General features: G+C 65.8%; 23 protein-coding genes, 2 pseudogenes and 1 other annotated feature. Of the genes and pseudogenes, 21 read left to right on the forward strand and 4 right to left on the reverse strand.

Features of this window, described 5'->3' with window-relative positions:
• Positions 1-80 precede the first annotated feature (80 nt).
• The 5 genes from HDC37_RS16200 to HDC37_RS16220 all read left to right on the forward strand — a co-directional run bounded on the left by HDC37_RS16200 (position 81) and on the right by HDC37_RS16220 (position 5,342).
• On the forward strand, positions 81-683 hold the full coding sequence (locus tag HDC37_RS16200) for a M23 family metallopeptidase (RefSeq protein ID WP_257021582.1): 603 nt from the start codon (positions 81-83) through the stop codon (positions 681-683).
• Between the two features lie 80 nt (positions 684-763).
• Complete coding sequence (ccsB, locus tag HDC37_RS16205) at positions 764-1,780, forward strand: c-type cytochrome biogenesis protein CcsB (protein WP_179561442.1); 1,017 nt, start codon at positions 764-766, stop codon at positions 1,778-1,780.
• A gap of 40 nt (positions 1,781-1,820) precedes the next feature.
• The gene (locus tag HDC37_RS16210; protein ID WP_179561443.1) at positions 1,821-2,513 is read left to right on the forward strand and encodes a DUF3105 domain-containing protein; all 693 of its coding nucleotides are present in this window, start codon (positions 1,821-1,823) and stop codon (positions 2,511-2,513) included.
• Positions 2,510-3,193 (forward strand): DUF305 domain-containing protein, encoded by a 684-nt coding sequence (locus tag HDC37_RS16215; protein ID WP_179561444.1) that lies wholly within the window; start codon positions 2,510-2,512, stop codon positions 3,191-3,193. Before HDC37_RS16210 ends, HDC37_RS16215 begins: the two co-directional genes overlap by 4 nt.
• A 151-nt stretch (positions 3,194-3,344) precedes the next feature.
• Entirely contained in the window at positions 3,345-5,342 is a 1,998-nt protein-coding gene (locus tag HDC37_RS16220; RefSeq protein WP_218869925.1) for a cytochrome c oxidase assembly protein, read from the forward strand.
• A 33-nt stretch (positions 5,343-5,375) separates the two neighbouring features.
• Here HDC37_RS16220 and HDC37_RS16225 read toward each other — a convergent pair.
• Positions 5,376-6,613 (reverse strand): IS3 family transposase gene (locus tag HDC37_RS16225; protein WP_179561445.1). Its coding sequence is split into 2 segments (ribosomal slippage): positions 5,376-6,328 and positions 6,328-6,613, totalling 1,239 coding nucleotides; the frame shifts between segments, so codons are not numbered across the junction.
• Positions 6,238-6,341 (reverse strand) — a sequence feature (AL1L pseudoknot). It overlaps the preceding gene by 104 nt.
• 314 nt (positions 6,614-6,927) lie before the next feature.
• Positions 6,928-8,199, reverse strand: a complete 1,272-nt coding sequence (locus HDC37_RS16230; protein WP_039711342.1) for an Nramp family divalent metal transporter — start codon at positions 8,197-8,199, stop codon at positions 6,928-6,930.
• Positions 8,200-8,497: 298 nt separating this feature from the next.
• Here HDC37_RS16230 and HDC37_RS16235 point away from each other — a divergent pair, with 298 nt between their 5' ends.
• From HDC37_RS16235 to HDC37_RS16260, 6 genes are all read left to right on the forward strand, one after another.
• A complete protein-coding gene (locus HDC37_RS16235; RefSeq protein ID WP_179561446.1) occupies positions 8,498-8,887 on the forward strand; it encodes a helix-turn-helix transcriptional regulator in 390 nt (129 codons plus the stop codon).
• Complete coding sequence (locus tag HDC37_RS16240; protein ID WP_039711339.1) at positions 8,887-9,825, forward strand: cation diffusion facilitator family transporter; 939 nt, start codon at positions 8,887-8,889, stop codon at positions 9,823-9,825. The genes HDC37_RS16235 and HDC37_RS16240 overlap by 1 nt, the downstream gene beginning before the upstream one ends.
• Positions 9,826-10,036: 211 nt before the next feature.
• Positions 10,037-10,396 (forward strand): helix-turn-helix transcriptional regulator, encoded by a 360-nt coding sequence (locus tag HDC37_RS16245; RefSeq protein ID WP_039711340.1) that lies wholly within the window; start codon positions 10,037-10,039, stop codon positions 10,394-10,396.
• On the forward strand, positions 10,393-12,309 hold the full coding sequence (locus HDC37_RS16250) for a cation-translocating P-type ATPase (protein ID WP_039711341.1): 1,917 nt from the start codon (positions 10,393-10,395) through the stop codon (positions 12,307-12,309). Before HDC37_RS16245 ends, HDC37_RS16250 begins: the two co-directional genes overlap by 4 nt.
• 61 nt (positions 12,310-12,370) lie before the next feature.
• On the forward strand, positions 12,371-12,844 hold the full coding sequence (locus tag HDC37_RS16255; protein ID WP_228176924.1) for a signal peptidase II: 474 nt from the start codon (positions 12,371-12,373) through the stop codon (positions 12,842-12,844).
• Positions 12,841-13,449: a cadmium resistance transporter gene (locus tag HDC37_RS16260; RefSeq protein WP_179561447.1), complete on the forward strand. Its 609-nt coding sequence runs from the start codon at positions 12,841-12,843 to the stop codon at positions 13,447-13,449. The genes HDC37_RS16255 and HDC37_RS16260 overlap by 4 nt, the downstream gene beginning before the upstream one ends.
• A gap of 196 nt (positions 13,450-13,645) precedes the next feature.
• Here HDC37_RS16260 and HDC37_RS16265 read toward each other — a convergent pair.
• Positions 13,646-14,088, reverse strand: a pseudogene (locus tag HDC37_RS16265) (cobalt transporter); the annotation flags it as partial.
• Positions 14,085-14,403: pseudogene (locus HDC37_RS16270) on the reverse strand (ArsR/SmtB family transcription factor). The pseudogenes HDC37_RS16270 and HDC37_RS16265, both read right to left, overlap by 4 nt.
• Positions 14,404-14,536: 133 nt before the next feature.
• On the opposite strand from HDC37_RS16270, the gene HDC37_RS16275 reads away from it, so the two are divergent.
• From HDC37_RS16275 to HDC37_RS16320, 10 genes are all read left to right on the forward strand, one after another.
• On the forward strand, positions 14,537-14,818 hold the full coding sequence (locus tag HDC37_RS16275) for a metal-sensitive transcriptional regulator (RefSeq protein ID WP_114587688.1): 282 nt from the start codon (positions 14,537-14,539) through the stop codon (positions 14,816-14,818).
• A 30-nt stretch (positions 14,819-14,848) separates the two neighbouring features.
• Positions 14,849-15,172: a heavy-metal-associated domain-containing protein gene (locus HDC37_RS16280; RefSeq protein WP_179561448.1), complete on the forward strand. Its 324-nt coding sequence runs from the start codon at positions 14,849-14,851 to the stop codon at positions 15,170-15,172.
• Positions 15,169-17,433 (forward strand): cation-translocating P-type ATPase, encoded by a 2,265-nt coding sequence (locus HDC37_RS16285; protein ID WP_179561449.1) that lies wholly within the window; start codon positions 15,169-15,171, stop codon positions 17,431-17,433. The genes HDC37_RS16280 and HDC37_RS16285 overlap by 4 nt, the downstream gene beginning before the upstream one ends.
• Before the next feature lie 40 nt (positions 17,434-17,473).
• Complete coding sequence (locus HDC37_RS16290) at positions 17,474-19,597, forward strand: heavy metal translocating P-type ATPase (RefSeq protein WP_179561450.1); 2,124 nt, start codon at positions 17,474-17,476, stop codon at positions 19,595-19,597.
• A gap of 35 nt (positions 19,598-19,632) precedes the next feature.
• Positions 19,633-20,064 carry a DUF6153 family protein gene (locus HDC37_RS16295; protein WP_179561451.1) on the forward strand — a complete coding sequence of 144 codons (432 nt, stop codon included), beginning with the start codon at positions 19,633-19,635 and terminating at the stop codon, positions 20,062-20,064.
• 96 nt (positions 20,065-20,160) lie between these two features.
• A complete protein-coding gene (locus tag HDC37_RS16300) occupies positions 20,161-20,775 on the forward strand; it encodes a DUF305 domain-containing protein (RefSeq protein WP_179561452.1) in 615 nt (204 codons plus the stop codon).
• Positions 20,776-20,837: 62 nt separating this feature from the next.
• Positions 20,838-21,674, forward strand: coding sequence for a F510_1955 family glycosylhydrolase (locus HDC37_RS16305; RefSeq protein WP_257021584.1), 837 nt, complete (start codon positions 20,838-20,840; stop codon positions 21,672-21,674).
• 495 nt (positions 21,675-22,169) lie between these two features.
• Positions 22,170-22,799, forward strand: coding sequence for a M23 family metallopeptidase (locus HDC37_RS16310; RefSeq protein ID WP_179561453.1), 630 nt, complete (start codon positions 22,170-22,172; stop codon positions 22,797-22,799).
• A gap of 222 nt (positions 22,800-23,021) precedes the next feature.
• A complete protein-coding gene (locus HDC37_RS16315; RefSeq protein WP_039710360.1) occupies positions 23,022-23,423 on the forward strand; it encodes a four-helix bundle copper-binding protein in 402 nt (133 codons plus the stop codon).
• Between the two features lie 50 nt (positions 23,424-23,473).
• Entirely contained in the window at positions 23,474-24,064 is a 591-nt protein-coding gene (locus HDC37_RS16320) for a DUF305 domain-containing protein (RefSeq protein WP_218869926.1), read from the forward strand.
• The last annotated feature ends 213 nt before the right edge of the window (positions 24,065-24,277 follow it).

Consider the following 24,277-nt stretch of genomic DNA (forward strand, 5'->3'; position numbering starts at 1 on the left):
TCGTTGCCACTTTTGCTCTCCCGGCGTACGGGGCTTGGCAGCCCGCGGACTTGGAAACCCGCTCACTGCAGCAGGTCGCTTTGGAGGACGCGCAGTCATTGGTCGTCGCGTCCGATGCGGGCGCAGCGCAGCTCACCCGCGACAGCTACGCTGCCACCAGTCAGGAGGAGATTGATCAGAAAAAGGCGCGAGAAGCAGCGGCACAAGCAGCCGCCGAGCGGGCGCGGGCCTCCGCGCAGGTCGCGTCGGTACCGTTCGACTACAGCATGGTGCCCCCTGGCAGCGGAGCCGTGCGGTGGCCGGTCGGCGGCCCGTTCACTGTGACAGACAGGTTTGGAGCTCGCGGCGGCGCGCACATGGGGACCGACATGGTCGCTGCCGGCGGCACCCCCGTCTACGCCTCCGTCGACGGTGTCGTGCGGATTTCACAGGACAGCTACGGCGCATACGGGGTCACCGTCGTCGTGGAATCCGTTCTGAACGGGCAACAGGTGAGGACGGTGTACCCCCACATGCAAACCGGCAGCCGACAGGTCGCCGCCGGTCAGACCGTCACGGCCGGGCAGACCGTCGGACTCGTGGGCAGCACGGGCCGCTCCACCGCGAACCATCTGCACTTCGAGGTCTACCTCGACGGAACCGCCGTGGACTCGCTGGCCTGGCTGGAAGCGAACGCGGGCTAACCCATGTGCCGCACGGATCTTCCGCACCACCCCGCTCGCGGGCACTCCCTGACCGAGATAACGAAGAGGACGACCCTGCCATGACCGGAACCGACCCGCTCTCCCTCGACGGCATCTCACTGCTGCTGGTGTGGACGTCGATCGGCACCTACCTGCTTGCGTTCATCGCGTACACCATCGACCTGGCTCAACGCTCCGTCCCCGCCGGCGTCCCACAGCAAGAGCCGGTCCTGGCCGGCGCTACCGCCCGGGCGAGCCAGCAGACGGAAAAGGCCCAGAGTGGGGCGGTGAACAGGGTTCGCACGCCGCCTGCACAGCGGCATCGGCTGCTGTGGGCACGGATCGGAACGTCGCTGACGGTCCTCGCGTTCCTGTTCCACCTGGCCGGCACCATCCTGCGCGGGATCGCCGCAGAGCGGGTGCCGTGGGCGAACATGTACGAGTTTGCGCTAACCGGCACCGTCTTGATCGTCGCCGTCTACCTGCTGGTGCTGCGCCGCTACGACCTCCGCTTCCTGGGTGCGTTTCTCATCGGCATGGTGGTGCTGCTGCTCGGCGGCGCGACAATCTCGTTCTACGTCGAAGTTGTGCCGCTGATGGATCCGCTCAAGAGCGTGTGGCTGGTCATCCACGTCTTCGTCGCCTCCCTGGCCACCGCCCTGTTCGCGATCGCCTGCGGCATCTCCATCACCCAGCTCCTGCAGGCCCGCCGTGAACGCCGCGCCCGAGCATCCTCGGATACTGCCCACCCCGCCGGTCCTGGGTTCTTGCGCACTCTGCCCATCGCCGACGTGCTCGAGTCCCTCGCCTACCGGTTCGCGATCGTGGGGTTCGTGTTTTGGACCTTCACCCTGATTGCCGGTGCGATCTGGGCCAACGACTCCTGGGGTCGCTACTGGGGCTTCGACGTCAAGGAAGTGTGGACGTTCGTGATCTGGGTGGTCTATGCCGGGTACATCCACGCCCGCGCGACCCGGGGGTGGCGTGGCACCCGCTCCGCCTGGCTGTCCATCATCGGGTTCGTCGCGGTGTTGTTCAACTTCACAATCGTGAACATGTTTTTCCAGGGCCTCCACTCCTACTCCGGCCTCACTTGATCCTCTTCCGCAACTCCTCACACGAACTGGAAGCACACCTATGCCTTCGAACCGCTCGAACTCGACCAACAGGTCTCAACATGGGCCGGTGACCGTCAAACAACAGCGTGAGCAAAAGCGCCAACAAAAGTTGGCCAAGTATCAGAAGCAGCTCGCCAAACGCCGCCGCAGCAAACTGGTCTGGTGGGTTGTCGGGTCAACGGCGGCTGTGGTGATTATCGGCCTCATCGTCGCGTCCGTCGTGCTCACACCGTTACCGCCAAGACAGTACGAAGCCGGCAGCGAGGGGGCAACCATTGAAGGAGTCCAGACCTTCGAGAACACGGCTGAGCACGTCGCCGGTGCTGTCCAGTACGAGCAAAGCCCTCCAGCGGGCGGCCCGCACAACGCTGTCTGGTTGAACTGCGGCATCTATGACGAACCGGTCCCGAATGAGAACGCGGTCCACTCCATGGAGCACAGCGCTGTGTGGGTGACCTACAACCCCGACGAGGTCGCCGGTGAACAACTCGAAACCCTCAAGAGCCTTCTGCCCTCAACCTACGTCGTTCTTTCCCCCTACGAGGGACTGGATGCGCCGATCGTGATGTCCAACTGGAACCAGCAGCTGAAGGTTGATTCGGCGAACGACGAGCGTATCGGCGCCTTTTTCGAAGAGTACTGGCGCAGCCAGAACGCCCCCGAGCCGAACGCCGCCTGCACTGGCGCATACGACGCACCGGGAAAGCAATGAACCGCAGTGAAACCAGCGACGCGTCCCCATCCCGCCGGTGGCCGCGGTGGTGGATCGTCCTTCTCGTTCTGCTTGCGGTCGGCGCGCTGACCTTCGCTGGGGGACGCTTCTCAACTTTCGGGTCCCAGGGCGCGGGCACACCGGGTGCTGACTCTCCCGAGGCGGGCTTTTCACGCGACATGCAGGTCCATCACGCGCAGGCCATCCAGATGGCCATGGAGATCTACCGCAAAACATCCGACGAGGAGCTGAGGATCTTCGCGTACGACATCGCCACCGGGCAGGCGGGCCAGCGTGGCGAGATGTACGACTGGCTTGTGCAGTGGGGGCTGTCGCAGTCCGGTGGTCCGATGATGCAGTGGATGGATGCCTCTCCGGGTGGCAGCGGCCATGCGATGTCTGACGGTTCGGCCATGACGGAGGAAGAGGCGCGCATCGCGATGGGCATGGCCTCCGCTGAAGAGATCTCCGCTTTGGAGGGTGCGACCGGGCAGCAAGCCGATTGTCTCTTCCTCGGGCTGCTCATTCGCCACCACGAAGGCGCCATCCCGATGGCGGAGGCGCTCATCGAGCTCGGCACAGATTCACGTGCCCTAACCGTCGCAGAGAACATTAAGAACGGACAGGCCGCCGAGATCAGCGCGATGAAATCCATGCAGGCGCGGATCGGCTGCCAATAGCACCCGATCGCACGGCCCGCGGCCGCGAAAGCAAACCTGCTCCGCCGGCTGCGAATGATCCCGACCCGAAAGAACCCGTGGACCCCAACGCCCAGAAACGTCTCGCAGGCGAGCGCGCGGAGAACAACCCGATTCACACCGGGCACGAATGATGCCGCACACCAGAGAGATCAACTACCGCACGCTGCGGGTAGTCGGGCCGGCGATCCTCGTTGGGGCGGCACTTGCTGTCCTAGTCGGCGCACTGGCATTCGGTGGCGGCGCTGCACAGCTCCCGCTCGGCGACGCCGGCCCGGTCGTGCGCTGGGGGCTTCCGGCCACGAAGCTGGTCGTAAACCTCGCCGCCGCGGGAATGGTCGGTGTGCTCGTGACGGCGCTGTTCACGTTGCGGACGGGTGAGCGCGAGTTCGATACCTCCCTCGATACCGCCTCGATCTCCGCTGCCGTGTTCACCGTGGCAGCCGGTGCGACCGGGTTCCTCACGTTTCTCAGCGTCTTCAACCCCGCGATCGACGTCGGACCGCAGTTCGGTGCCCAGCTCGGACGGTTCCTCGTCGAACTCGAGGTGGGCCGGACGTGGCTGATCACAACGGTCGCGGGCGCAGCACTCACCGTCCTCACATTCGCGGTGCGGTCCTGGGTTGGAACGCTTCTGGTCGCCCTGCTGGCGGTCGCCTCGCTCGTGCCGATGGGCACGCAAGGGCACTCCGGTGATGACGCCCTTCACCATGAGGCGATGACGGCGCTCATCCTGCACATCATCGGCGCCGCGGTGTGGCTCGGCGGTCTCCTCTTGCTCGTCGCCATCCGTCCAGTCCTCCAGCGGCAGCGCATCGCCGATGTCGTCGCCCGCTACTCAAGCATCGCCTTGGCCGCGTTCGTGCTCGTCGCCGTATCCGGCACGGTGCGGGCGGCTATCGGCCTGCAGCAGTGGTCGGACCTGCTCTTCCCTTATGGCGCAATCTTGGCCGGGAAAGTCGTCGCGCTGATCGGTCTCGGGCTCCTCGGCGCGTGGTACCGCATGCGACTGATCGGCAAGATGCGCGGCTCCAACGTGGCATCCCGCCCCTTCTGGATCTTGATCGTGTTCGAGTTGGCGTTGATGGGTGTGGCCAGCGGTGCCGCTGCAGCGCTGGCCCGCACCCCGCCACCGAACCCGGCCCCGCTTCCCGAGACCCCGACGCCAGCGGAACGCCTCACCGGTGCACCGCTGCCCGCGGAGCTCACGATCGAACGGTGGGTCACCGCATGGAACATCGATCTGCTGTGGGCGGTGATCGCCGGGTTCGCGATCTTCTTCTACCTTGTCGGGGTATGGCGGCTGCGCCGCCGCGGCGACCCCTGGCCGGTACACCGCACGATCATGTGGGTCACCGGCATGATGCTGCTGGTGTGGGTCACCGGCGGAGTCATCAACGTCTACCAGGACTACCTGTTCAGCGTGCACATGCTCGGCCACATGCTGCTCACGATGGCGATCCCCGTGCTGCTGGTCGCTGGTGCCCCCGTGACCCTGGCGGCGCGGGCGATCCACAAGCGCGATGACGGCACGCGCGGCGGCCGCGAGTGGATCCTCTGGGCGGTGCACACCCCCATCGCCCGCGTACTGACGAACCCCTTCGTCGCTGCGGGGCTGTTCATCGGGTCGCTCTGGGCGTTCTACTACACCGATCTCTTCCGCTGGTCGCTGTACGACCACCTCGGCCACGAGTGGATGATCGCCCACTTCCTCATCACCGGATACCTCTTCGCCCTCACCCTGATCGGCATCGACCCGGTGCCCTGGCGGCTCCCGTACGCGGGCCGGCTGCTGCTGCTCATCGGCGTCATGGCGATGCACGCGTTCTTCGGGGTGGCGATGATGATGCAGACCGGGCTCATGGTCGCCGAGTGGTTCGGGTCGATGGGACGTACATGGGGCCCCTCTCCGCTCGAGGACCAGTACATCGGCGGCGGTCTCGCGTGGTCGGTCGGCGAGATACCGACGCTCATTCTCGCCATTACGGTGGCGATTCAGTGGAGCCGCAGCGACGCCCGCGACCAGAAGCGCAGCGACCGCCACGCCGACCGCACCGACGACGCCGAGCTCGAGGCGTACAACGCGCACCTCACCGCGCTGGCGAAGAAGGACGCCCGTGACCGAAGATGACACCCGCGGATTGAATCGGCCTGGCCCTCATTCCTATCGGGAGCCTTGTCCAGCAGGTGCCGGCTGGCCTAATTCTTGGTCAGCGTAGTACGCCTTCTCGACCTCGACGGGAGTGCGCATGTCGAGCTCGCCGTGGAGCCGGGAGTTGTTCCACCACCACACCCACTCGAGCGTCGCGAGCTCGACCTGCTCGACCGTCCGCCACGGCCCACCCTGGCGGATCAGCTCGGTCTTGTAGAGGTTGTTCACCGCCTCGGCCATCGCGTTGTCGAACGAATCGCCAACGGTGCCCGTCGACGGCACGGCGCCGAGCTCGACGATCCGCTCCGTGTAGATCATCGCGGTGTAGTTCGACCCGTGGTCCGCGTGATGGATGAGGCCGTCGAGGCGGCCGCCGACGTTCCAAGCGGCCATGTCGAGGGCCTGCATCGGCAGAATCTCCGAGCGCAACGTCGCCGCGACGTTCCAGCCGACGATGCGCCTCGAGTACACGTCGGTGACGAACGCGACATAGGCGAAACCACTCCAGGTCGCGACGTAGGTGACGTCGCAGACCCAGAGCCGACGGGGCGCTTGCGCGGTGAAGCGACGGTTCACGAGATCGCTCGGCAGCGCGGTCGTCTTGTCGGGGCGGGTCGTGAACACCCGCTTCGACTTACGGACGCCGCGCACCCCAGCGAGGCGCATGAGCCGCTCGGTCTGGTCACGACCGATCTCCCACCCCTGTCGACGCATCAGCGCATGCATCTTCCGGCGCCCATAGACGCGGTAGTTCTCCGCATGCAGCCTCGCGACCTCCGGGACGAGCAGCTCGTCCTTCAACTGCCGCGCTGACGGCGCACGACCGACGGCGGCGCGATAGCCGCGGGAGGTGAGAAACCCTTGAACTGCCGGTCGGAGGACCTGGCAGATGAGCTCGACCCCGAAACGATCCCGGTACTCGTCAATGAACCGGATCATCTCGGTCAGGGGCGGTCGAGCTCCTTCGCGAAAAACACGCTCGCAGCCTTGAGGATCTCATTCGCCTTCCGCAGCTCGGCGTTCTCCTTCTGCAGCCGCTTGATCTCCGCCGCCGCATCGGTCGTGAGCCCGGGCTTCACGCCGGCGTCGACCTCGTAGCGACGCTGCCAGAGGCGCAGCGTCTCGGGGCTCATCCCGAGCAGACCGGCCACGTGACGGACCGCGCTCATCATCGTCGGGTGCGACCGCCGCGTCTCCGCGAGCATCCGCAACGCCCGCTCACGCATCTCCGGCGAGTACTTCCTGTTCATCGAGTTCCATCCTTGCTTGAAGAACGGAACGAAAGTCAGGCCGATTCAGATGGTGGTCGAGGGTAACCAGGAGGAAGCTTGTCGGGACGCAGACACCAAGGCCTGCCGTACCGTGCCCCGGCGCACCGTAGCGGCGGGCGAGTGCTCAGATACTGAGCTCCTCGCTCGCGCGTCACGGCGAATGTTCGCGAATAGCCTCGACCCTGTTCCCCATCCCGACCACCGCCCTCCCCGCCCTCGGCGAGCAGGCCAAATCTCCAGGTAGGTCGGAATCAGACCGTCACCCTGGTCTCAGAACAAGCGGTCACAGACACTCACGCCCCGGTGAGCACGAGCCATACCAGGACACCGTTAAGGATGATGAGAAAGACGGCTGCGGCGATTCCCGCTACCGTCGTCGCTACATGGTTGCGGAAGGGGCCGAGCACCTCAAACTTTGCCGTAACCACGATCAACGGCACAAGCGCAAACGGGATGCCGAACGAAAGCAACACCTGGCTCAGCACGAGCGCGAGAGTAGGATCGACGCCGAACCCAAGAAGAACAAGCGCGGGCACAAGCGTCACCAGCCGACGCGCGAGCAACGGCACGCGGAGGCGCAGCAAGCCTCGCATGATCTCCGCACCCGCATACGCTCCGACTGACGTGCTCGCCAGACCGCTGGCGAGTAGTCCGATGGCGAAAAGGGTCGCGACGACAGGACCAATGTCGTCGTAGAGAGCCGAGTATGCACCCTCGAGGGTGTCCGTGCCGGGCATTCCAGCGAGATTGGCTGCAGCCAGTAGAAGGATGCAGAGGTTAACGGTGCCGGCGATCAGCATCGCGAGCGTGACGTCCCAGCGCGTCGCGCGCAGTAGACGGGATGTCGAGATCCCGCGAACGTCATCGAGCATGACGCCTCGCGGTATGGCACCCGCTGTCGCCAGGTTCTTTGGCGCAGGCGGCGTGAACCGATCACGCGCGAGGGCGCCGTGCGCATAGATTGCGTGCGGCATGATTGTCGCACCGAGGATCGATGCAGCCAGGAGCACGGAGCCAGTGCTGTCGAAACGCGGAAGTAGTCCGCCGACCACCCGGGCCGGGTCAGGCGCTCCGACGAACACGCCGTAGGTAAAGCCGATCGCGATGATGACCGTAAGAACGATCACGGCAAACTCGAACGGCCTCGCCCCGCCGCGCGACTGCACGAGGAGCAAAGTGAGCGAGACGCCTCCGGTAATGATCCCACCCCACAAAAGCGGGATGTCAAATAGCAAGTACAGCGCAACCGCTCCACCTATGACCTCGGCGATGTCGGTCGCCATTGCGACGAGCTCGGCCTGGAACCAGTACGCCCGACGCGCCCAGGAGTTGTGAATACGGTCGCCCATGGTTTCTGGGAGGCTCCGCCCTGTGACGATACCGAGTTTCGCCGACAGGTATTGAATAAGCCAAGCCATGACATTGGCGAGCACAATGACCCACACGAGCAGGTAGCCGTACCGAGCGCCCGCCGTCATATTGCTCGCCACGTTGCCCGGGTCAAGGTAGGCCACTCCAGCGACAATCGCCGGACCTATCAGCCAAGCCCTGCGGTTCGTGGACACGCGACGCGCCGCGCGGGAGCTCCGAGATCCCGGCCAAAAGGGAGTCGGCACCCAAGAAGGCTAATTTTTCGGTGTGCCGAAAACAAGGGGGACGCTCGGTGACCGCAGTAGACAGGCTTATTCTCGCGGTCGATCCCACGACGCTCCCCGCCTTGCACGAAAAACAGGCGCATGAGGTCCGCCGTAGTAGCTCGAAGAGGGCTACGCGTCATGGCGGCTGTCGCCTCGGCGCCCTCCCACACATTCGTCAGATGACGTTGGCATAGATGCGTTGTCCAAAAAACGATATCATCGCATTATGACGATGAAGGTCGCGGTTGGATCCCCGCTGGATGAAGGTGCCACCGAAGTGTATGCCCACCTGTTCGACGCACTCGGGGACCCAACCCGATTGGCGGTCCTACAGCACCTCGCCTCCGGCGAGCATCGAGTACGAGATCTGGTTGAGCACATCGGTCTTGCACAGTCCACCGTGAGTAAACACCTGAGCTTCTTGCTCGACTGTCGCCTGATTACGGTCCGTCCGGAAGGTCGCTCCTCGTGGTATTCGCTGACCGAGCCAAACGCAACCGCCGCGCTCATCAACGCGGCTCAATCGCTCCTCAGCGCCACCGGAACCCACGCCCAACTGCACACACACCTGCGTGACCCCCACCTTGCCCACAAGGAGAGAACGGAGATCCGCTAATGGGCGCTGGGCACAATCACGGTTCCACCCCGGGTGCCGCAGGCCAACCGGGGGACCACCGCAAGAGGCTTTGGATCGCTTTTGGCCTTACCGGGATAATTGTCGTCGCCCAAGCAATCGGATCAATTGTCACGGGCAGTCTCGCGCTACTCACCGACACCGCACATGCGATCACGGACGCTTCTGGCCTCCTGGTTGCCCTGATCGCTGCAACCCTCGTATTGCGGCCGGCCAGCGCGAAGCGCACGTGGGGTTTCCGTCGCATCGAGGTCATCGCCGCAATGGGGCAAGCGACCCTGCTCCTCCTCGTTGGCGCCTACACCGCGATCGAGGGAATTCGCCGCTTGTTCGAACCGCCCGAGGTGCCGGGAACCGAGCTCCTGGTGTTCGGCATCATCGGCCTCACAGCCAACATCGCCGCAATAGTCCTTCTGTCCTCAACTCGCGAAGCAAACTTCAACATGCGCGCCGCGTTCCTTGAAGTACTCAACGATGCACTGGGATCGCTTGGCGTCATTACGGCAGCGATTGTGATCGCAACCACAGGTTTCATGCAGGCTGACGCGATCGCCGGCTTGTTGATCGCCGCGCTCATCGTGCCGCGCGCCTTCAAGCTCCTACGCGAGACCACTAGCGTTCTAATGGAATTCACGCCTCCCGGCTTAGACCTCGACCAAGTTCGTGCCCACATTCTCAAGCTCGACCACGTCAAAGACGTCCATGATCTGCACGCTTCCATCGTCGCAACCGGGCTGCCCACCATCAGCGCTCACGTGGTCGTTGAAGATCGGTGCTTCTCAGACGGTCACGCTGCGAGAGTGCTGGAGGAGGTGAAGGAATGCGTCGCCAACCACTTCGAGGTCTCTGTTCTCCACTCCACCTTTCAGATAGAAACAGCTCATATCCAAGAGGAGGAGGCGACCGTGACCCACGCTTGAGGCTCTCGAACAGCCAGATGATTCGTGACCAATCGACGTAGGTGAGCTAGATAGGCGCAGTTCTCGCTACTGTTCATGCGCCGTTGGTTCGTTGAAATGGTCGTCCGAGGATTCAGATAAGGCGGGATCCGCCGCGCCTCATCGGTCGATGACCGGCTGTACGGGCCGATCTCCCACCCAAATAGTTCATTGTCCAGTGTATAGTCATCGCATGCTGACTCATGCCGATCGACTCGACATAATGAACCGGCTGGGGCGCGCCATGGCCGACCCGACCCGCTCACGCATCCTCCTGACGCTTTTGGCCGGCCCGAGTTACCCCGCGGTGCTGTCTCGCGATCTGGGGCTTTCCCGCTCGAACGTGTCGAACCATCTGACGTGTTTACGGGGGTGCGGGATCGTGGTGGCCGAGCCCGAGGGGCGGCAGACCCGCTACGAGGTCGCAGACCCGCACCTTGCCCGCGCCCTGACGGCGCTGGTTGATGTGACGCTCGCGGTCGACGAGAGCGTGCCGTGCATGGACCCAAACTGCGGGGTCGAGGGCTGCGTGCCGGGGGAGGTTCGGGCATGAGCGCGGTCACGAGTTCGCAAGTCGAACACGTCGACCTCGACGACGACGACGATGACGATGACCGGCCGTGGTATCGGAGCCCGAGCGTTCTGATCCCGATTGCCTCCGGCGTCGCGTTCGCCGCCGGCCTGGTGTGCGACTGGACCGGCGCGGAGACCGCGGGCCTGGTGCTGTTCTGGATCGGTCTGCTGCTGGGCGCGTACACGTTTGTGCCGGGCGCGCTGCGCAAGCTGTTCACCAAGGGCAAGCTAGGCATCGGCCTGCTGATGACAATCAGCGCCACTGGCGCCGTGATCCTCGGCTATGTCGAGGAGGCCGCCGCGCTGGCGTTCTTGTACTCCATCGCGGAGGCGTTGGAAGACAAGGCGATGGACCGCGCCCGCGCAGGATTGCGGGCACTGTTGAAGCTGGTGCCCGACACCGCACGGGTCCAGCGCGGCGACGCCACGGTCGAGGTGGAGGCGAAGGAACTGCGCGTCGGTGACGTGCTCGTGGTCCGGCCGGGCGAGCGGATTGCCACGGACGGCATCGTGCGCGCCGGGCGGAGCAGCCTGGACACGTCGGCGATCACAGGCGAGTCGATCCCGGTCGAGGTCGAGCCCGGCACCGACGTGTCGGCCGGGTCGATCAACACCACCGGCGTCCTCGAAGTCGAGGCCACCGCCGCCGGCACCGACAACTCGCTCACCACGATCGTTGAGCTGGTCGAGCAGGCCCAGGCCGAGAAGGGCGACCGCGCCCGCCTGGCCGACCGGATCGCCCGCCCCCTCGTGCCCGGGGTGATGATCCTCGCCGTGCTGGTCGGCGCGCTCGGGTCGCTGCTGAGCGGCGACCCCGAGCTGTGGATCACCCGCGCCCTGGTCGTGCTGGTCGCAGCCTCGCCATGTGCTCTGGCGATCGCCGTCCCGGTCACCGTCGTCTCTGCGATCGGCGCAGCCTCCAAGTTCGGCGTGGTCGTAAAGTCCGGGGCCGCTTTCGAGCGATTCGGTGGCATCCGCCACCTCGCCGTCGACAAGACCGGCACCCTGACTCGCAATGAGCCCACCGTGACCCGTGTCGTCACCACCGGCGCGACCAAGGATGACGTGCTGGCATGGGCAGCGAGCCTGGAAGGTCACAGCACACATCCCCTCGCCGCAGCGATCACCAACGCGGTTCCCGGCGCTCCGGCTGCTACCGACGTCCGCGAGACCGCGGGCCACGGCATCGTCGGCACCCTCGACGGTGCTCGTCTCGCGGTAGGGAGTCCACGCTGGCTGGACGCTGGCACGCTGGCCGACGAGGTGCAGGCGATGGAGTCCGAGGGCATGACCGTTGTGATCGTCCACCGCAACGACCAGCCCGCCGGAGCGATCGGAGTGCGGGACGAGCTGCGCCCCGAGGTTCCCGAAGTCATTGACACACTGAACCGGCGTGGGATCGGCGTGACGATGCTCACCGGCGACAACGCCCGCACCGCCGCCGCCCTCGCCGCACAGGCCGGCATCAGCGACGTACGTGCCGAACTACGCCCCGAGGATAAGGCCACCGCTGTCGCGGAACTGTCGAAGTCGCAGCCCACCGCCATGATCGGGGACGGTATCAACGACGCCCCCGCTCTCGCAGCCGCCGACCTAGGGATCGCGATGGGAGCCAAGGGCGCCGATGCCGCCATCGAGTCCGCCGACGTCGCATTCACCGGCCACGACCTGCGCCTCATTCCGCAGGCCCTCGCCCATGCCCGCCGCGGCCGCAATATCATCAACCAGAACGTCATACTGTCCATCGCGATCATCGCTGTCCTCCTACCGCTGGCGATCACCGGAATCCTCGGACTTGCGGCCGTGGTGCTCGTCCACGAAATCGCGGAAGTCATCGTCATCCTCAACGGCCTCCGCGCGGCGCGGCGCACGCACCATGACCGGGCCCGCTGACAGCCGTGCGCCCGGGAGGGCGGGTGCCGTATTGAGTGCCGCCGGCCCAATTGGTGCGCGCGTGCGACCCCGACTGTTTCTGCTCGCGTTCGCCGTTGCCGCCAGTGCCGTGCTGATCGACCAAGGCACCAAAGCACTCGCCCTCGCACGGCTCAGCGAACAAGCCCGCATCCCGCTCCTCGGAGACTTGCTCGGCCTACAACTCGCGTTCAACCCCGGCACCGTCATGTCTCTCGGATCCGGCTCAACCTGGCTGATCACCCTCATCGCGGCCGCAGCATCCGTGGGTCTGCTCCTTGCCGCCACACGCGCCCGCACCGCGGGGTGGGCCGTCGTGATCGGGCTAATCTGGGGCGGCGCGGTCGGTAACCTCCTAGATCGGCTGTTTGCTCCACCCGGATTCGGAGTGGGTCATGTCACAGACTTTCTCGCCTACGGCAACCTGTTCATCGGTAACCTCGCCGACGTCATCATCGGCATCGGCGTCGGATTCGGCCTCCTGCTATACCTCCGTCAGGGAAAGACCCGAGCATGATCTTCTCCTCCGTTCTGCAGGCGATCGGGCTGTTCCTCGCGACGAACATCGACGACATCATCGTGCTCTCTCTGTTCTTCGCCCGCGGCGCCGGGCAACGGGGAACTACAGTTCGGATCCTCGTTGGTCAGTATGTGGGATTCGCAGGTATTCTCGGCGCCGCCGTGCTCGTATCCCTCGGCGCTGGGGCGTTTCTGCCTCCAGAGGTGATTCCCTACTTCGGGCTCATTCCGCTAGGTCTAGGGCTGTGGGCGGCTTGGCAAGCCTGGCACCGCCGACACGACGACGATGACGATGACGATGAGAGCAAGATCGAAGGCAAGAAGGTCGCTGTCTGGGCCGTGGCTGGAGTCACCTTCGCTAACGGTGGGGACAACATCGGCGTCTACGTTCCCGTCTTCCTCAGCGTGGGGTCCGCTGCCGTCGTCGCATACTGCGTTGTGTTCCTCGTATTCGTTGCAGTGCTGGTGGTCGTGGCCAAGTTCATTGCCACGCGACGTCCGATCGCGGAGATCCTGGAACGTTGGGAGCACATCTTGTTCCCTCTCGTTCTTATCGGGCTTGGCATCTTCATCTTGATCAGCGGGGGAGCATTCGGGCTCTGACACAACCGTCATGCAGGGCAATTTAGGCAGCTGCGCGTCTAGACGTCATGATTGTCGCCGCTCTGAGCTACTCGACGACGCCGAGCGATTGTTCCGCCGAACGCAATTGACAAGGCTGTCCTAGCTCACCCGTGATCGTTGTCGCGGCTATAGACCTCTTCCCGTCCGACGACCGCGCCGGCGATATGGCGTGTCGGGCCGTGGCCGATCCCAGCTCGCGACCGGCGCGACGCTCCGCGAGCGAGAGGAACGGCATGATGACGACGCTGAGGGCGGTGATGACGATACCGAGAGTGGAGTGCTTGACGTCCACTTGGTCGATGAGAGTGAGCACGGACGTGACGGTGACGTACGCGGCGAAGGCGAAAACGCGACCGCGATTACGCGGAGCGTGCCCTTTTCCCACCGCTCGGGGTCGCGACGGGTGAACTGCCAGGCGACCGCGGCTGCCGACAGAACCTCGATCGTCGAGTCCAGGCCGAACCCGATCAGCGCGGCCGAGGATGCCACCGTGCCGGCGGCGATCGCGACGACGGCCTCGATCAGGTTGTAGGCGATCGTCGCCGTGACAATCCACCGGATGCGGCGTTGCAGGACCTGTCGGCGGTTGTCAGCGATGCGGGAAGCGGTGGTGGTCATGCGCAGGTGCAGCTCTCTCCGGCGCAGCAGCCGGGCTCGACGTAGAGGACAACGCGCAGCAGCTCGTCCAAGGCAGGGGCGAGGTGTGAGTCCGCGAGTCGATACCAGGTCCGTCGACCATCGGGCAAAGGCCTCGACGAGGCCACAGCCGCGCAGGCACGCGAGCTGGTTCGACATGACCTGACGAGAGACGGCAAGGGCGTCGGCCAGGTCGGAGGGGTAGGCGGGTGCTTCGCGCAGCGCCAGGAGGACGCCCGCGCGCGTCGGGTCAGAGAGCGCGTGGCCGAGGCGGGCGAGCGCCGCGGTGTGCGTCACGGTGCGGTAGCGGTCGGGGTGGACATGACACCGAGATACAGAGAGCGCTGAATAAACAGAACGCTGTACGCCGGGTGCGAGGTGATTACCCCGTCCTGTTGCTATCAATACCCTAGGGGGGTATGGTGTATCTGTGAACGGATACGACGGCAACAAAGACGACCTGCAGAAGCGACTGCGTCGGGTCGAGGGTCAGGTGCGCGGGATCGCCCGAATGATCGACGAAGACAAGTACTGCATCGACATCCTCACTCAAGTTTCTGCCGCGACGAAGGCCCTGGAAACAGTGGCGCTGTCCCTGCTGGGCGACCACCTGAGCCACTGCGTCGCGGAAGCGAGCGCCGAAGGCGGCCAGGTAGCTGCGGAGAAGATCCGTGAGGCCAACGACGCCATCGCCCGACTCGTCCGTTCTTGATCACACCGAATCCCCTTGAAGGAGCACATCATGACTGACCGCATCGACCTCGGTCTGAAAGACACCAACGCCGGCTGCGCCTGCTGCACCACATCCGCAGCGACGGACGCTCCCGCATCGACCTCCGCCGCCGTCACGAAAGACGTCCTCGTAGACGGGATGACGTGCTCGCACTGCGTGTCGAGCGTCACCGAGGAGCTGACCGCGATCGACGGTGTGGAGAACGTCACAGTTGACCTGAACGCCGGCGGTACGTCACGGGTCACCATTCACAGCGCCGCGCCGATCAACTCTGACGCCGTGAAAGCCGCGGTCGAGGAGGCCGGCTACACCGTGGCAGGTAGCCCCGCATGAGCACGGTCGACGTCGAGCTCGATATCTCCGGGATGACGTGCGCGTCGTGCGCGACCCGGATCGAACGCAAGCTGAACAAGCTTCCCGGTGTGGAAGCGTCGGTGAATTACGCCACCGAAAAAGCGCGTGTTCGCGGGAACGACGTCGACCCCGCCACCCTCATCGCCACCGTCGCATCCGCCGGATACCAGGCAGCCCTTCCCGCACCGCCGACGAGCGATGACATCGATGAGAACACCCCGGACCGTGAGGACGGCGAGGTCGGGACGCTGCGGCGGCGCCTGCTGATCAGTACTGCACTGTCGTTGCCGGTGGCGGTGCTGTCGATGGTCCCGGCGTTGCAGTTCGAGTACTGGCAGTGGCTGGCCCTCACGCTCACCGCGCCGGTCGCGGTATGGGGGGCGTGGCCCTTTCACCGGGCCGCGGCGGTCAACGCCCGTCACGGCGCGGCGACTATGGACACCCTCATCAGCGTCGGCGTGATCGCGGCGTTCGGGTGGTCCCTGTACGCACTGTTCTTCGGCGGGGCAGGTATGCCGGGGATGACGATGACCTTTACCCTCGTCGGCGCCCCGCAGGCGGGTGGCCATGAGATCTACCTGGAAGTCGCGGCGCTGGTCACCGTATTCATCCTCGCCGGACGGTACGCCGAAGCACGCGCGAAGAAATCATCGTCGGAGGCGCTGCGGGCGTTGCTGGAGATGGGCGCGAAGCACGCTACAAAGCTCGTCGACGGCGTCGAACGGACGGTGCCGGTCGCGCAGCTCGCGGTCGGAGACACCGTACTGGTTCGACCGGGGGAGAAGGTCCCCTCCGACGGGCTGGTGATCGATGGTTCCTCCGCGATCGACGCCAGTATGCTCACCGGAGAGTCGGTGCCCGTCGAAGTCGCCACCGGTTCCCGTGTCGTCGGCGCCACGGTGAACGTCGGTGGTCGCCTCACGGTCGAAATCACCCGGGTCGGCGCGGACACAGAGCTTGCCCGCATGCGCCGGCTGATGGAGGAAGCTCAGACCGGCAAGGCCAAGGTGCAGCGCATCGCTGACCGCGTGTCTGCCGTTTTCGTCCCCATCGTCATCGGACTGGCCGTGGCCGCGTTCCTCGGCTGGACGATCGCCGGAGCCTCGCTCGAGCTGGCCTTCACCGCGGCGGTGGCCACCCTGATCATCGCGTGCCCCTGCGCGCTCGGGCTCGCCACCCCCACCGCGCTGCTGGTCGGGACCGGCCGCGGTTCCCAGCTGGGCATTCTGATCCGCGGACCGCAGGTGCTGGAGCAGACCCGCATGGTCGACACCATCGTGCTCGATAAGACCGGCACCGTCACCACCGGTCAGATGACCGTCACCGACATTCGCCCCGCCCACGGCGTCACCCCGGACGAGCTGCTGCGCGTTGCTGGGGCGGTCGAGTCGGGATCTGAGCATCCGGTCGCCCGCGCCGTCGTCACTGCTGCACCCGCGAGCGGTTACGCGGACAGCTTCGCGTCGCACGCCGGGTTTGGCGTCCAGGGCATCGTGGACGGGGCGGCGATCGTCGCCGGCCGAGCGTCCTGGCTGGCCGATCAGTGGGGCATCCACCCGCCGGCCGAAGCCGCCGCTGAGCTGCGCGCTCTCGCGCAGAGTGGTACTGCGATCGCGGTCGGTCGCGACGGGGAGTACCTCGGCGCGATTGGGGTGGCCGACACGGTGAAGCCGACCAGCGCCGCCGCGATCACCCGCTTCCAGGCGCTCGGGTTGCGCCCGGTGCTGCTGACCGGCGACAACGCCACCACCGCCGCGCGGATCGCCGCCGAGGTGGGTATCTCCGACGTGCACGCCGAGGTCACTCCTGCCGGAAAGCTTGATGTGATCCGCAAGCTCCAGGACGACGGGCACGTGGTCGCGATGGTCGGTGACGGCGTCAATGACGCCGCGGCCCTCGCCGCCGCCGACCTCGGCCTGGCCATGGGGGGAGGCACGGACGCCGCGATCGCAGCCAGCGACATCACCATCGTCTCCGGCGACCTGGCCGTCGTCGTGGACGCGATCCGCCTCGCCCGCCGCACTCTCGGCACCATCAAGGGAAACCTGTTCTGGGCGTTCGCGTACAACGTCGCCGCCATTCCGATAGCCATGGCCGGCCTGCTCAATCCTCTCGTCGCTGCGGCGGCGATGGCGTTGTCATCGGTGTTCGTGGTGACCAACAGCCTTCGGCTGCGCCGGTTCCGACCCGACCCGGCACCCGCCCCTACGACCCCCGTTCCCGTGCCCCAACCGGCCTGAACGTGCCCCCGCACCGGCGCACCCAGAGAAGGAGGCTCCGATGAGCCAGCACGACCACCACAACCACCACGCCCCGGCGGCCACCGCCGAACACGACCACGCGGCGATGAGTCACCCGCAGAGCGAAGACGAGCGGGCACCCGCCGCCGGACAGTCCGGGCACGGCCACGCCGACCACGGCGGGCACGCCGGACACGGCGATCACGTTGCCCGGTTCCGGCGCCTGTTCTGGATCATGCTGATTCTCGCTGTGCCGGTCGTGGGGTTCTCCACGATGTTCTCGATGCTGATTGGATACCCGCTGCCGGACGCCGCATGGGTGGAATGGGTGTCCCCCATCCTCGGCACCGTCATGTATGTGTGGGGTGGCGCCCCGTTCCTCACCGGTGCCGTCAGCGAGCTCCGTGCCCGCAAGCCCGGCATGATGCTCCTCATCGCCCTCGCGATCACCGTCGCATTCCTCGCCTCGTGGGGGGCCAGCATAGGGCTGCTGCACCACGAGCTGGACTTCTGGTGGGAGCTGGCGCTGCTGATCGTCATCATGCTCCTCGGGCACTGGATCGAGATGCGTTCCCTCGCCCAGACCACCTCCGCGCTGGACTCTCTCGCCGCGCTCCTGCCCGACGAGGCCGAAAAGGTTGACGGGGACAGCACTGTCACCGTCGCCCCCGCCGATCTGCAAGTTGGTGACGTCGTCGTTGTCCGCCCCGGCGGGCGGGTCCCCGCGGATGGTCGGATCGTGCAGGGCACGGCCAGCATGGACGAGTCGATGATCACTGGCGAATCCCGCCCGGTTCGCCGCAGCGACGGCGACCAGGTCATCGCAGGCACCGTCGCCACCGACTCCGGGGTGAGGGTGGAAATCACTGCGGTCGGGGAGGACACCGCGCTGGCCGGCATCCAGAAACTCGTCACCGAAGCGCAGAACTCCTCCTCTCACGCACAACGCCTCGCGGACCGTGCCGCCGGGTGGCTGTTCTGGTTCGCTCTCGGGGCGGCCGCGATCACAGCCACGGTCTGGACCTTGGTCGGGCTCCCCGACCAAGCCGTGATCCGCACCATCACCGTCCTCGTCATCGCCTGCCCGCACGCCCTGGGCCTTGCCATCCCGCTGGTGGTGTCCATCGCGACCGAGCGCGCCGCCCGCGGCGGTGTGCTCGTGAAAGACCGCCTCGCGCTGGAGAGCATGCGCACCGTCGACACGGTCCTGTTCGACAAGACCGGCACCCTCACCAAGGGCACCCCCGCCGTCACCGCGATCGACCCGGCCGCTGGTATCGACGCAGACGAGCTGCTCACGTGGGCCGCCGCCGCCGAAGCAGACTCGGAACACCCTCTGGCTCGGGCGATCGTGAACGCCGCGCACGAGAAGCAGTTCACCGTTCCCGCTGCCGTCGACTTTCAGTCCTCACCGGCCGTCGGTGTCCGTGCGCGGGTGACCGGTCGCACCGTCCAGGTCGGCGGCCCGTACATGCTGAAGCAGGAGGGCGCGGCCGAGCTGCCGGTCGCGGATGAGTGGCGCAACGAGGGCGCGATCATCCTGCACGTTCTCGTCGACGGGCAGGTCGCAGGGGCATTGCGCCTGGCAGACGAGATCCGTCCCGAATCCCGCGCGGCCGTCGACGCGCTACATCAGCGGGGTGTGCAGGTCGTCATGATCACCGGAGACGCCGAAGCGGTCGCCGCCTCCGTCGCCGCCGACCTCGGTATCGACCGGTTCTTCGCCGGAGTCCGGCCGGAGGACAAGGCGTCCAAGGTCAAGGAGCTTCAAAGCGAAGGCCGCAAGGTCGCCATGGTCGGTGACGGGGTCAACGATGCACCGGCTCTCGCGCAAGCCGACGTCGGTATCGCCATCGGTGCGGGCACCGATGTGGCGATAGCGTCCGCCGGTGTCATTCTTGCCAGTGACGATCCCCGCTCCGTGCTGTCGGTGATCGAGTTGTCTCGCGCCAGCTACCGCAAGATGAAGCAGAACCTGTGGTGGGCCGCCGGGTACAACCTCATCTCCGTCCCGCTCGCCGCCGGGGTACTCGCCCCCGTCGGGTTCGTCCTACCCATGTCTGTCGGCGCCATCCTGATGTCGCTGTCCACCATCGTCGTCGCCCTCAACGCTCAACTACTGCGACGCCTCAACCTCAGCCCGGACGCGGTTACCGACCGCTGACAGGAGTGACGTACCGTGGAAGGGAGGGAGGTGACATGTCGCTGATCACACTGACAGACCGGCTCCACGCCGGACGGTCGATAGCCCGCACCCTTCTGCTGCTCATCGCGTTGACCGCCGCGGTCATCGTCGGCCTGCTGGCCATGCACTCCCTCAACACCCACACCGCCGCCCAGACCGGCCACCAAGCCACCGTCGCCACCGCCAGTGTCACCGTGGATGATCACCACTCCGGTGCCACCGTGACGGACGAAGGGTGTGCGGATTGTGGCTCAGGCCACGCCGACATGTTGGCCATGGCGTGTGTGCTGGCGCTGCTGGCTAGCGTGCTGCTGCTGGCCCGACTCCGCCCGAGCCAGGTGTGGTTGTCGGTCCTGCCACGCCCGCGGCCACTCAGTGCCGCGCTTCCCGGCAGGCCGAGGCTGCGGCCGCCTTCTCTCACAGCTCTCTGCATCAGTCGTACGTGATGCGGCCGAGCCGGCGCACTCCTGCCGGCTCCGCCTTTACGCACCTGTCGATGCGACCGGTGTTCGTTCACGTACCCCTGTATTTGGAGAACCCTGATGAAGATTCGTACCGCAGCGACCGCTGCGCTCACCCTCGCCGCCGCCCTCACCCTCGCCGGCTGCGCCGACGGCTCCGGCTCGGAGTCCATGCCTGGCATGGACCACGGCAGCAGCTCGTCCCCGTCCTCATCGTCCACGGTGACCGCGGACTTCAACGACGCGGATGTGATGTTCGCGCAGATGATGATCCCTCACCATCAGCAGGCCGTCGAGATGGCTGACATGATCCTGGACAAGGAGGGCATCGACCCGGGTGTGCTGACCCTGGCCTCGGACATCAAGGCCGCCCAGCAGCCCGAGATCGACCAGCTGCAGTCCTGGCTGACCGAGTGGGGTGCCGACATGCCCGATATGGACAGCATGGAGGGCATGGATCACGGCGGCGGCATGATGAGCGAGGACGACATGGCCGCGCTGGAAGCCGCCACCGGCGCCGAGGCGTCCCGGCTGTTCCTCGAGCAGATGACGATGCACCATGAAGGCGCGATCGAGATGGCCCAGGACGAAGTCGACAACGGCCAGAACGCTGACGCGGTCGCGATGGCGCAGACCATCGTCGACACGCAGACCGCCGAGATTACCGAGATGCAGGAACTGCTCGCGCAGCTCTAACGCACCCCACCGGTGAGGACGCTCCGCAGGGGCGTCCTCACCCTGGAATCGAAAGGGTGCGAATGCGCATTCACCTGCGCGCGACGGCGAGCTTCGTCGCGCTCACCAGCTTGCTGCTCACCGGCTGCGCCGCAGCCGAACCGCCATCGACCGGCAGCGACCACGCCGACACGGCGCTGTCTCACGTTCACGCGATCGTGCCCGCGCCAGACGATGACGGCTTCCTTCTCGGCACCCACGAGGGCCTCTACGCCGCCACCGCTGACGGGCAACTCGGCTCCCGCGTCGGCAGCTACAGCTTCGATGCGATGGGCCTCACCGCCGTCGACGACACCCTCATCGCCTCCGGCCATCCCGGCCGGGGCACCCCCGGGGAGCTTGGGGAGGGAAACCTTGGCATCATCCGCAGCAGCGACGGCGGCATGACATGGGAGCCGGTGGCGTTCACCGGCGAGAAAGACTTCCACGTCCTCACCGCCGGACCGGACGGCACCCTGTACGGACAGGAAACCGGCGACGGCCTCATCTTGGCGAGCACCGACCTCGGTGCCACGTGGGCTCCAACAGGCGCGACTCTGCTTGTCTTCGGTCTCGCCGTCGACGCTACGGGCCGTATCATCGCCGCGACCCCGGACGGACTCCGCGTCAGTACCGATCGCGGAGCAACATTCGGTCCCGTTCCGGACGCCCCCAGCCTTTTTGTCATCGCCTCATCCCCGGACCGTGAACGCCTCATCGGCGTCGGAACGAAGGGGGCCATCTGGAGCAGCACGACCGCTGATCCAGTGTGGCGGAACGTTGGTTCCGTGCACGGCACCGGTCAGGCAATCACCGTCACCGATGCCGGCGACATCCTCGTCGTCGATGACAGCGGGCTGAGCCTGCTTCCCGCCTCCTAGCTGACGCTCACCCGAGAGACCACACACGTGCCCGACCTCACCGCCGAAGCTCCCACACGCCGCCGGTCCACCCGACCGCGCCACACAACCACCAAAGAACCGGCCGAGGCTCCGACGCATCGCATCGAGCCCGTCCTAACGCGACGCCAAGCACGCGCTCGCGCCTCCACGCACAAAACCCTCAGCACCCCTGCCCACACGACGCCCCGCGACCAACAGCCGCGAGACGCCCGGTCGAACAATGACACAGTGGCACCGGGGGATGGACACCCGCCGATCGATCCCTTCGAAGCCGCGGCCCGCCTGTTCTCCTTCACTTCAGCACCAGCAACGGAAGACGCCACCGAGAAATCAGCCAGTTCGACCCGGGGTATCCCACCCGAGCAGGAAAGGCATGTGGGCGCGTCAGCCACTGTGCGTCGCCGTTCCGCTGGCCTACGGGCGGCTTTTCTCTCGGCACGCATCGTCGGGCTCGTCGGCGTTCTGACCATCGGTATGACCGTCGACGCCGAAGCCCTTCCCCATGAGCACGACGACACCGTCTCGACTCCCCGCAGCGCGCTCAGCGAGGACATCCAGGCGTACGTGACATCAGCAGAAGCCGGAACCGATGTCAGCCTCAGCCGCGACAGCTACTCCACCGGCACGCTGGTCGACCTTGCGGGCACCGCCGGCATCGTCAACTACTCGGATGCAGTGTTCCGCAATGACCCCACTTGCGCGGTCCAATGGCCCTACGCGGTCGGGGTGCCCGTCACCTACGGATTCGGCATGCGCAGCGGCAAGATGCACGAGGGCACCGACTTCGTTCCCGGCGCCGGTGCGCACATCCAAGCCGTCGCAGACGGCGTCGTGCGCGTCGCGACCGACAACGGTGGGGCCTTCGGCGTCACCATCGTGATCGATCACGTCATCGATGGCCAAACGGTGTCCAGCCGCTATGCCCACATGGAGTACGACTCTCGGCAGGTCGAGGTCGGTGACACCGTCCGTGTCGGCCAGTACATCGGTCGCACCGGCGACACCGGCCGGTCCTTCGGGGCTCACCTGCACTTTGAAGTTCTCCAAGGTGGCACCACGGCCACCGACCCTCTGCTCTGGCTGCGCGCCCACGCGGTCTGCTGAAAACCCCCTGCGTCTCACCCCGAGGCGCCCCCCAGACTGGAGCCGCCGCGTGTTTTTCACCGCCCCGCGCGGCGGCTCCTTCATCGCGCCCCGACTCTTACAAGCTGGCGAGGACAGCGCGCCCGATATCGCGCATCCCGACCATGTGCAAGTCCCCTGCCGGGTTCGGCTCCCTCGGCTTACTGTCGGGGTGGGCGGTGATCGACCGAGAGGAAGACCACCATGGTCATTCAAGAAATGCTGAACACCTACCCGCGCGACTTGGGAAACATCGACCGCGACAAGCTGGTCGCGTGCATCGAGGCCTGCCTCGAGTGCGCCCAAGCGTGCACCGCGTGCGCCGACGCATGTCTCAGTGAAGACATGGTCGCCGACCTCACCAAGTGCATCCGCACCAACCTGGACTGCGCAGACCTCTGTGAGGCAACAGGCCGGATCCTTTCTCGCCACACCGGCTACGACGCCAATCTCATCCGGGCTGCCCTCGAAGCCTGCCGCACCGCGTGTGCTAGCTGCGCGGACGAATGCGAACAGCACGCCGACATGCATGACCACTGCCGCATCTGCGCCGAAGCGTGCCGTCGCTGCGAGAACGCCTGCGCTGAGCTACTCAACACCCTCTGATCACACCCCTCGCCCACCGAAGATCTCCGAACGAAAGGGGTCTCTTTCCCATGCCTTCAAACAGCAATGCAGGCACCGGCCAAAGTCAGCAGAAGGCCCACAAGCCGATGAACATGTACATCCGATTCGGCGCGATGATCCTCACAGCGATGGTCATCATGTACTGGGTGATGTTCGTGGGCTCCTGGCAATGGAGCCACATCCGCTTCAGCGAAAGCCGCGTATTCATGGCTCTCACCATGGGTGGCACCATGGTCCTCGTCATGCTCGGCTGGATGCTGAACATGTACAGGAACACCAAAGCCAATATCGCCATCATCGCGGCCGGCTTGCTGCTCATCGGCGGGGGCGTGTTCCTCGACCGCAGCCAGATCCTGGTGAACGACACAGGATTCATGAACTCGATGATCCCGCACCACTCACTCGCCATCACGCGATCGGAGCGCGCCCAGATCCAAGACGTACGGGTGTGTGAACTCGCTGTCGAAATCAGCGAAGCGCAGCGACGCGAGATCTTCGAAATGGAGTGGCTCATCCAAGACATCGAACGCAACGGCGCAGCGACGACATCGGCAGACGCGGAAGCACGCCCAGTGCCTTCCTACAGCGAATCGGCAGAACGTCGCTGCCCTACGGAGTAGAGCCGTTCCTCCACGAGCGGTGGAGGCAAACGTGCAGCGTGGAGGGAACCGACGGCTGGACCCGACCGCTTTGGCCCGACCCACACCTTCAGCTGGGTCCAGGCTGACGTCTGCCCCGCGGCACGTGCATCGTTGATGCTGCGCCGAAAACGATCGGTTCTGAGCAGGACCGCAGCCGCGCAGCGTGCCTCCCGAAAATCCGGGAAAGTTCGG

It is taken from the genome of Microbacterium sp. AK009 (assembly GCF_013410955.1).
GTDB lineage: Bacteria > Actinomycetota > Actinomycetes > Actinomycetales > Microbacteriaceae > Microbacterium.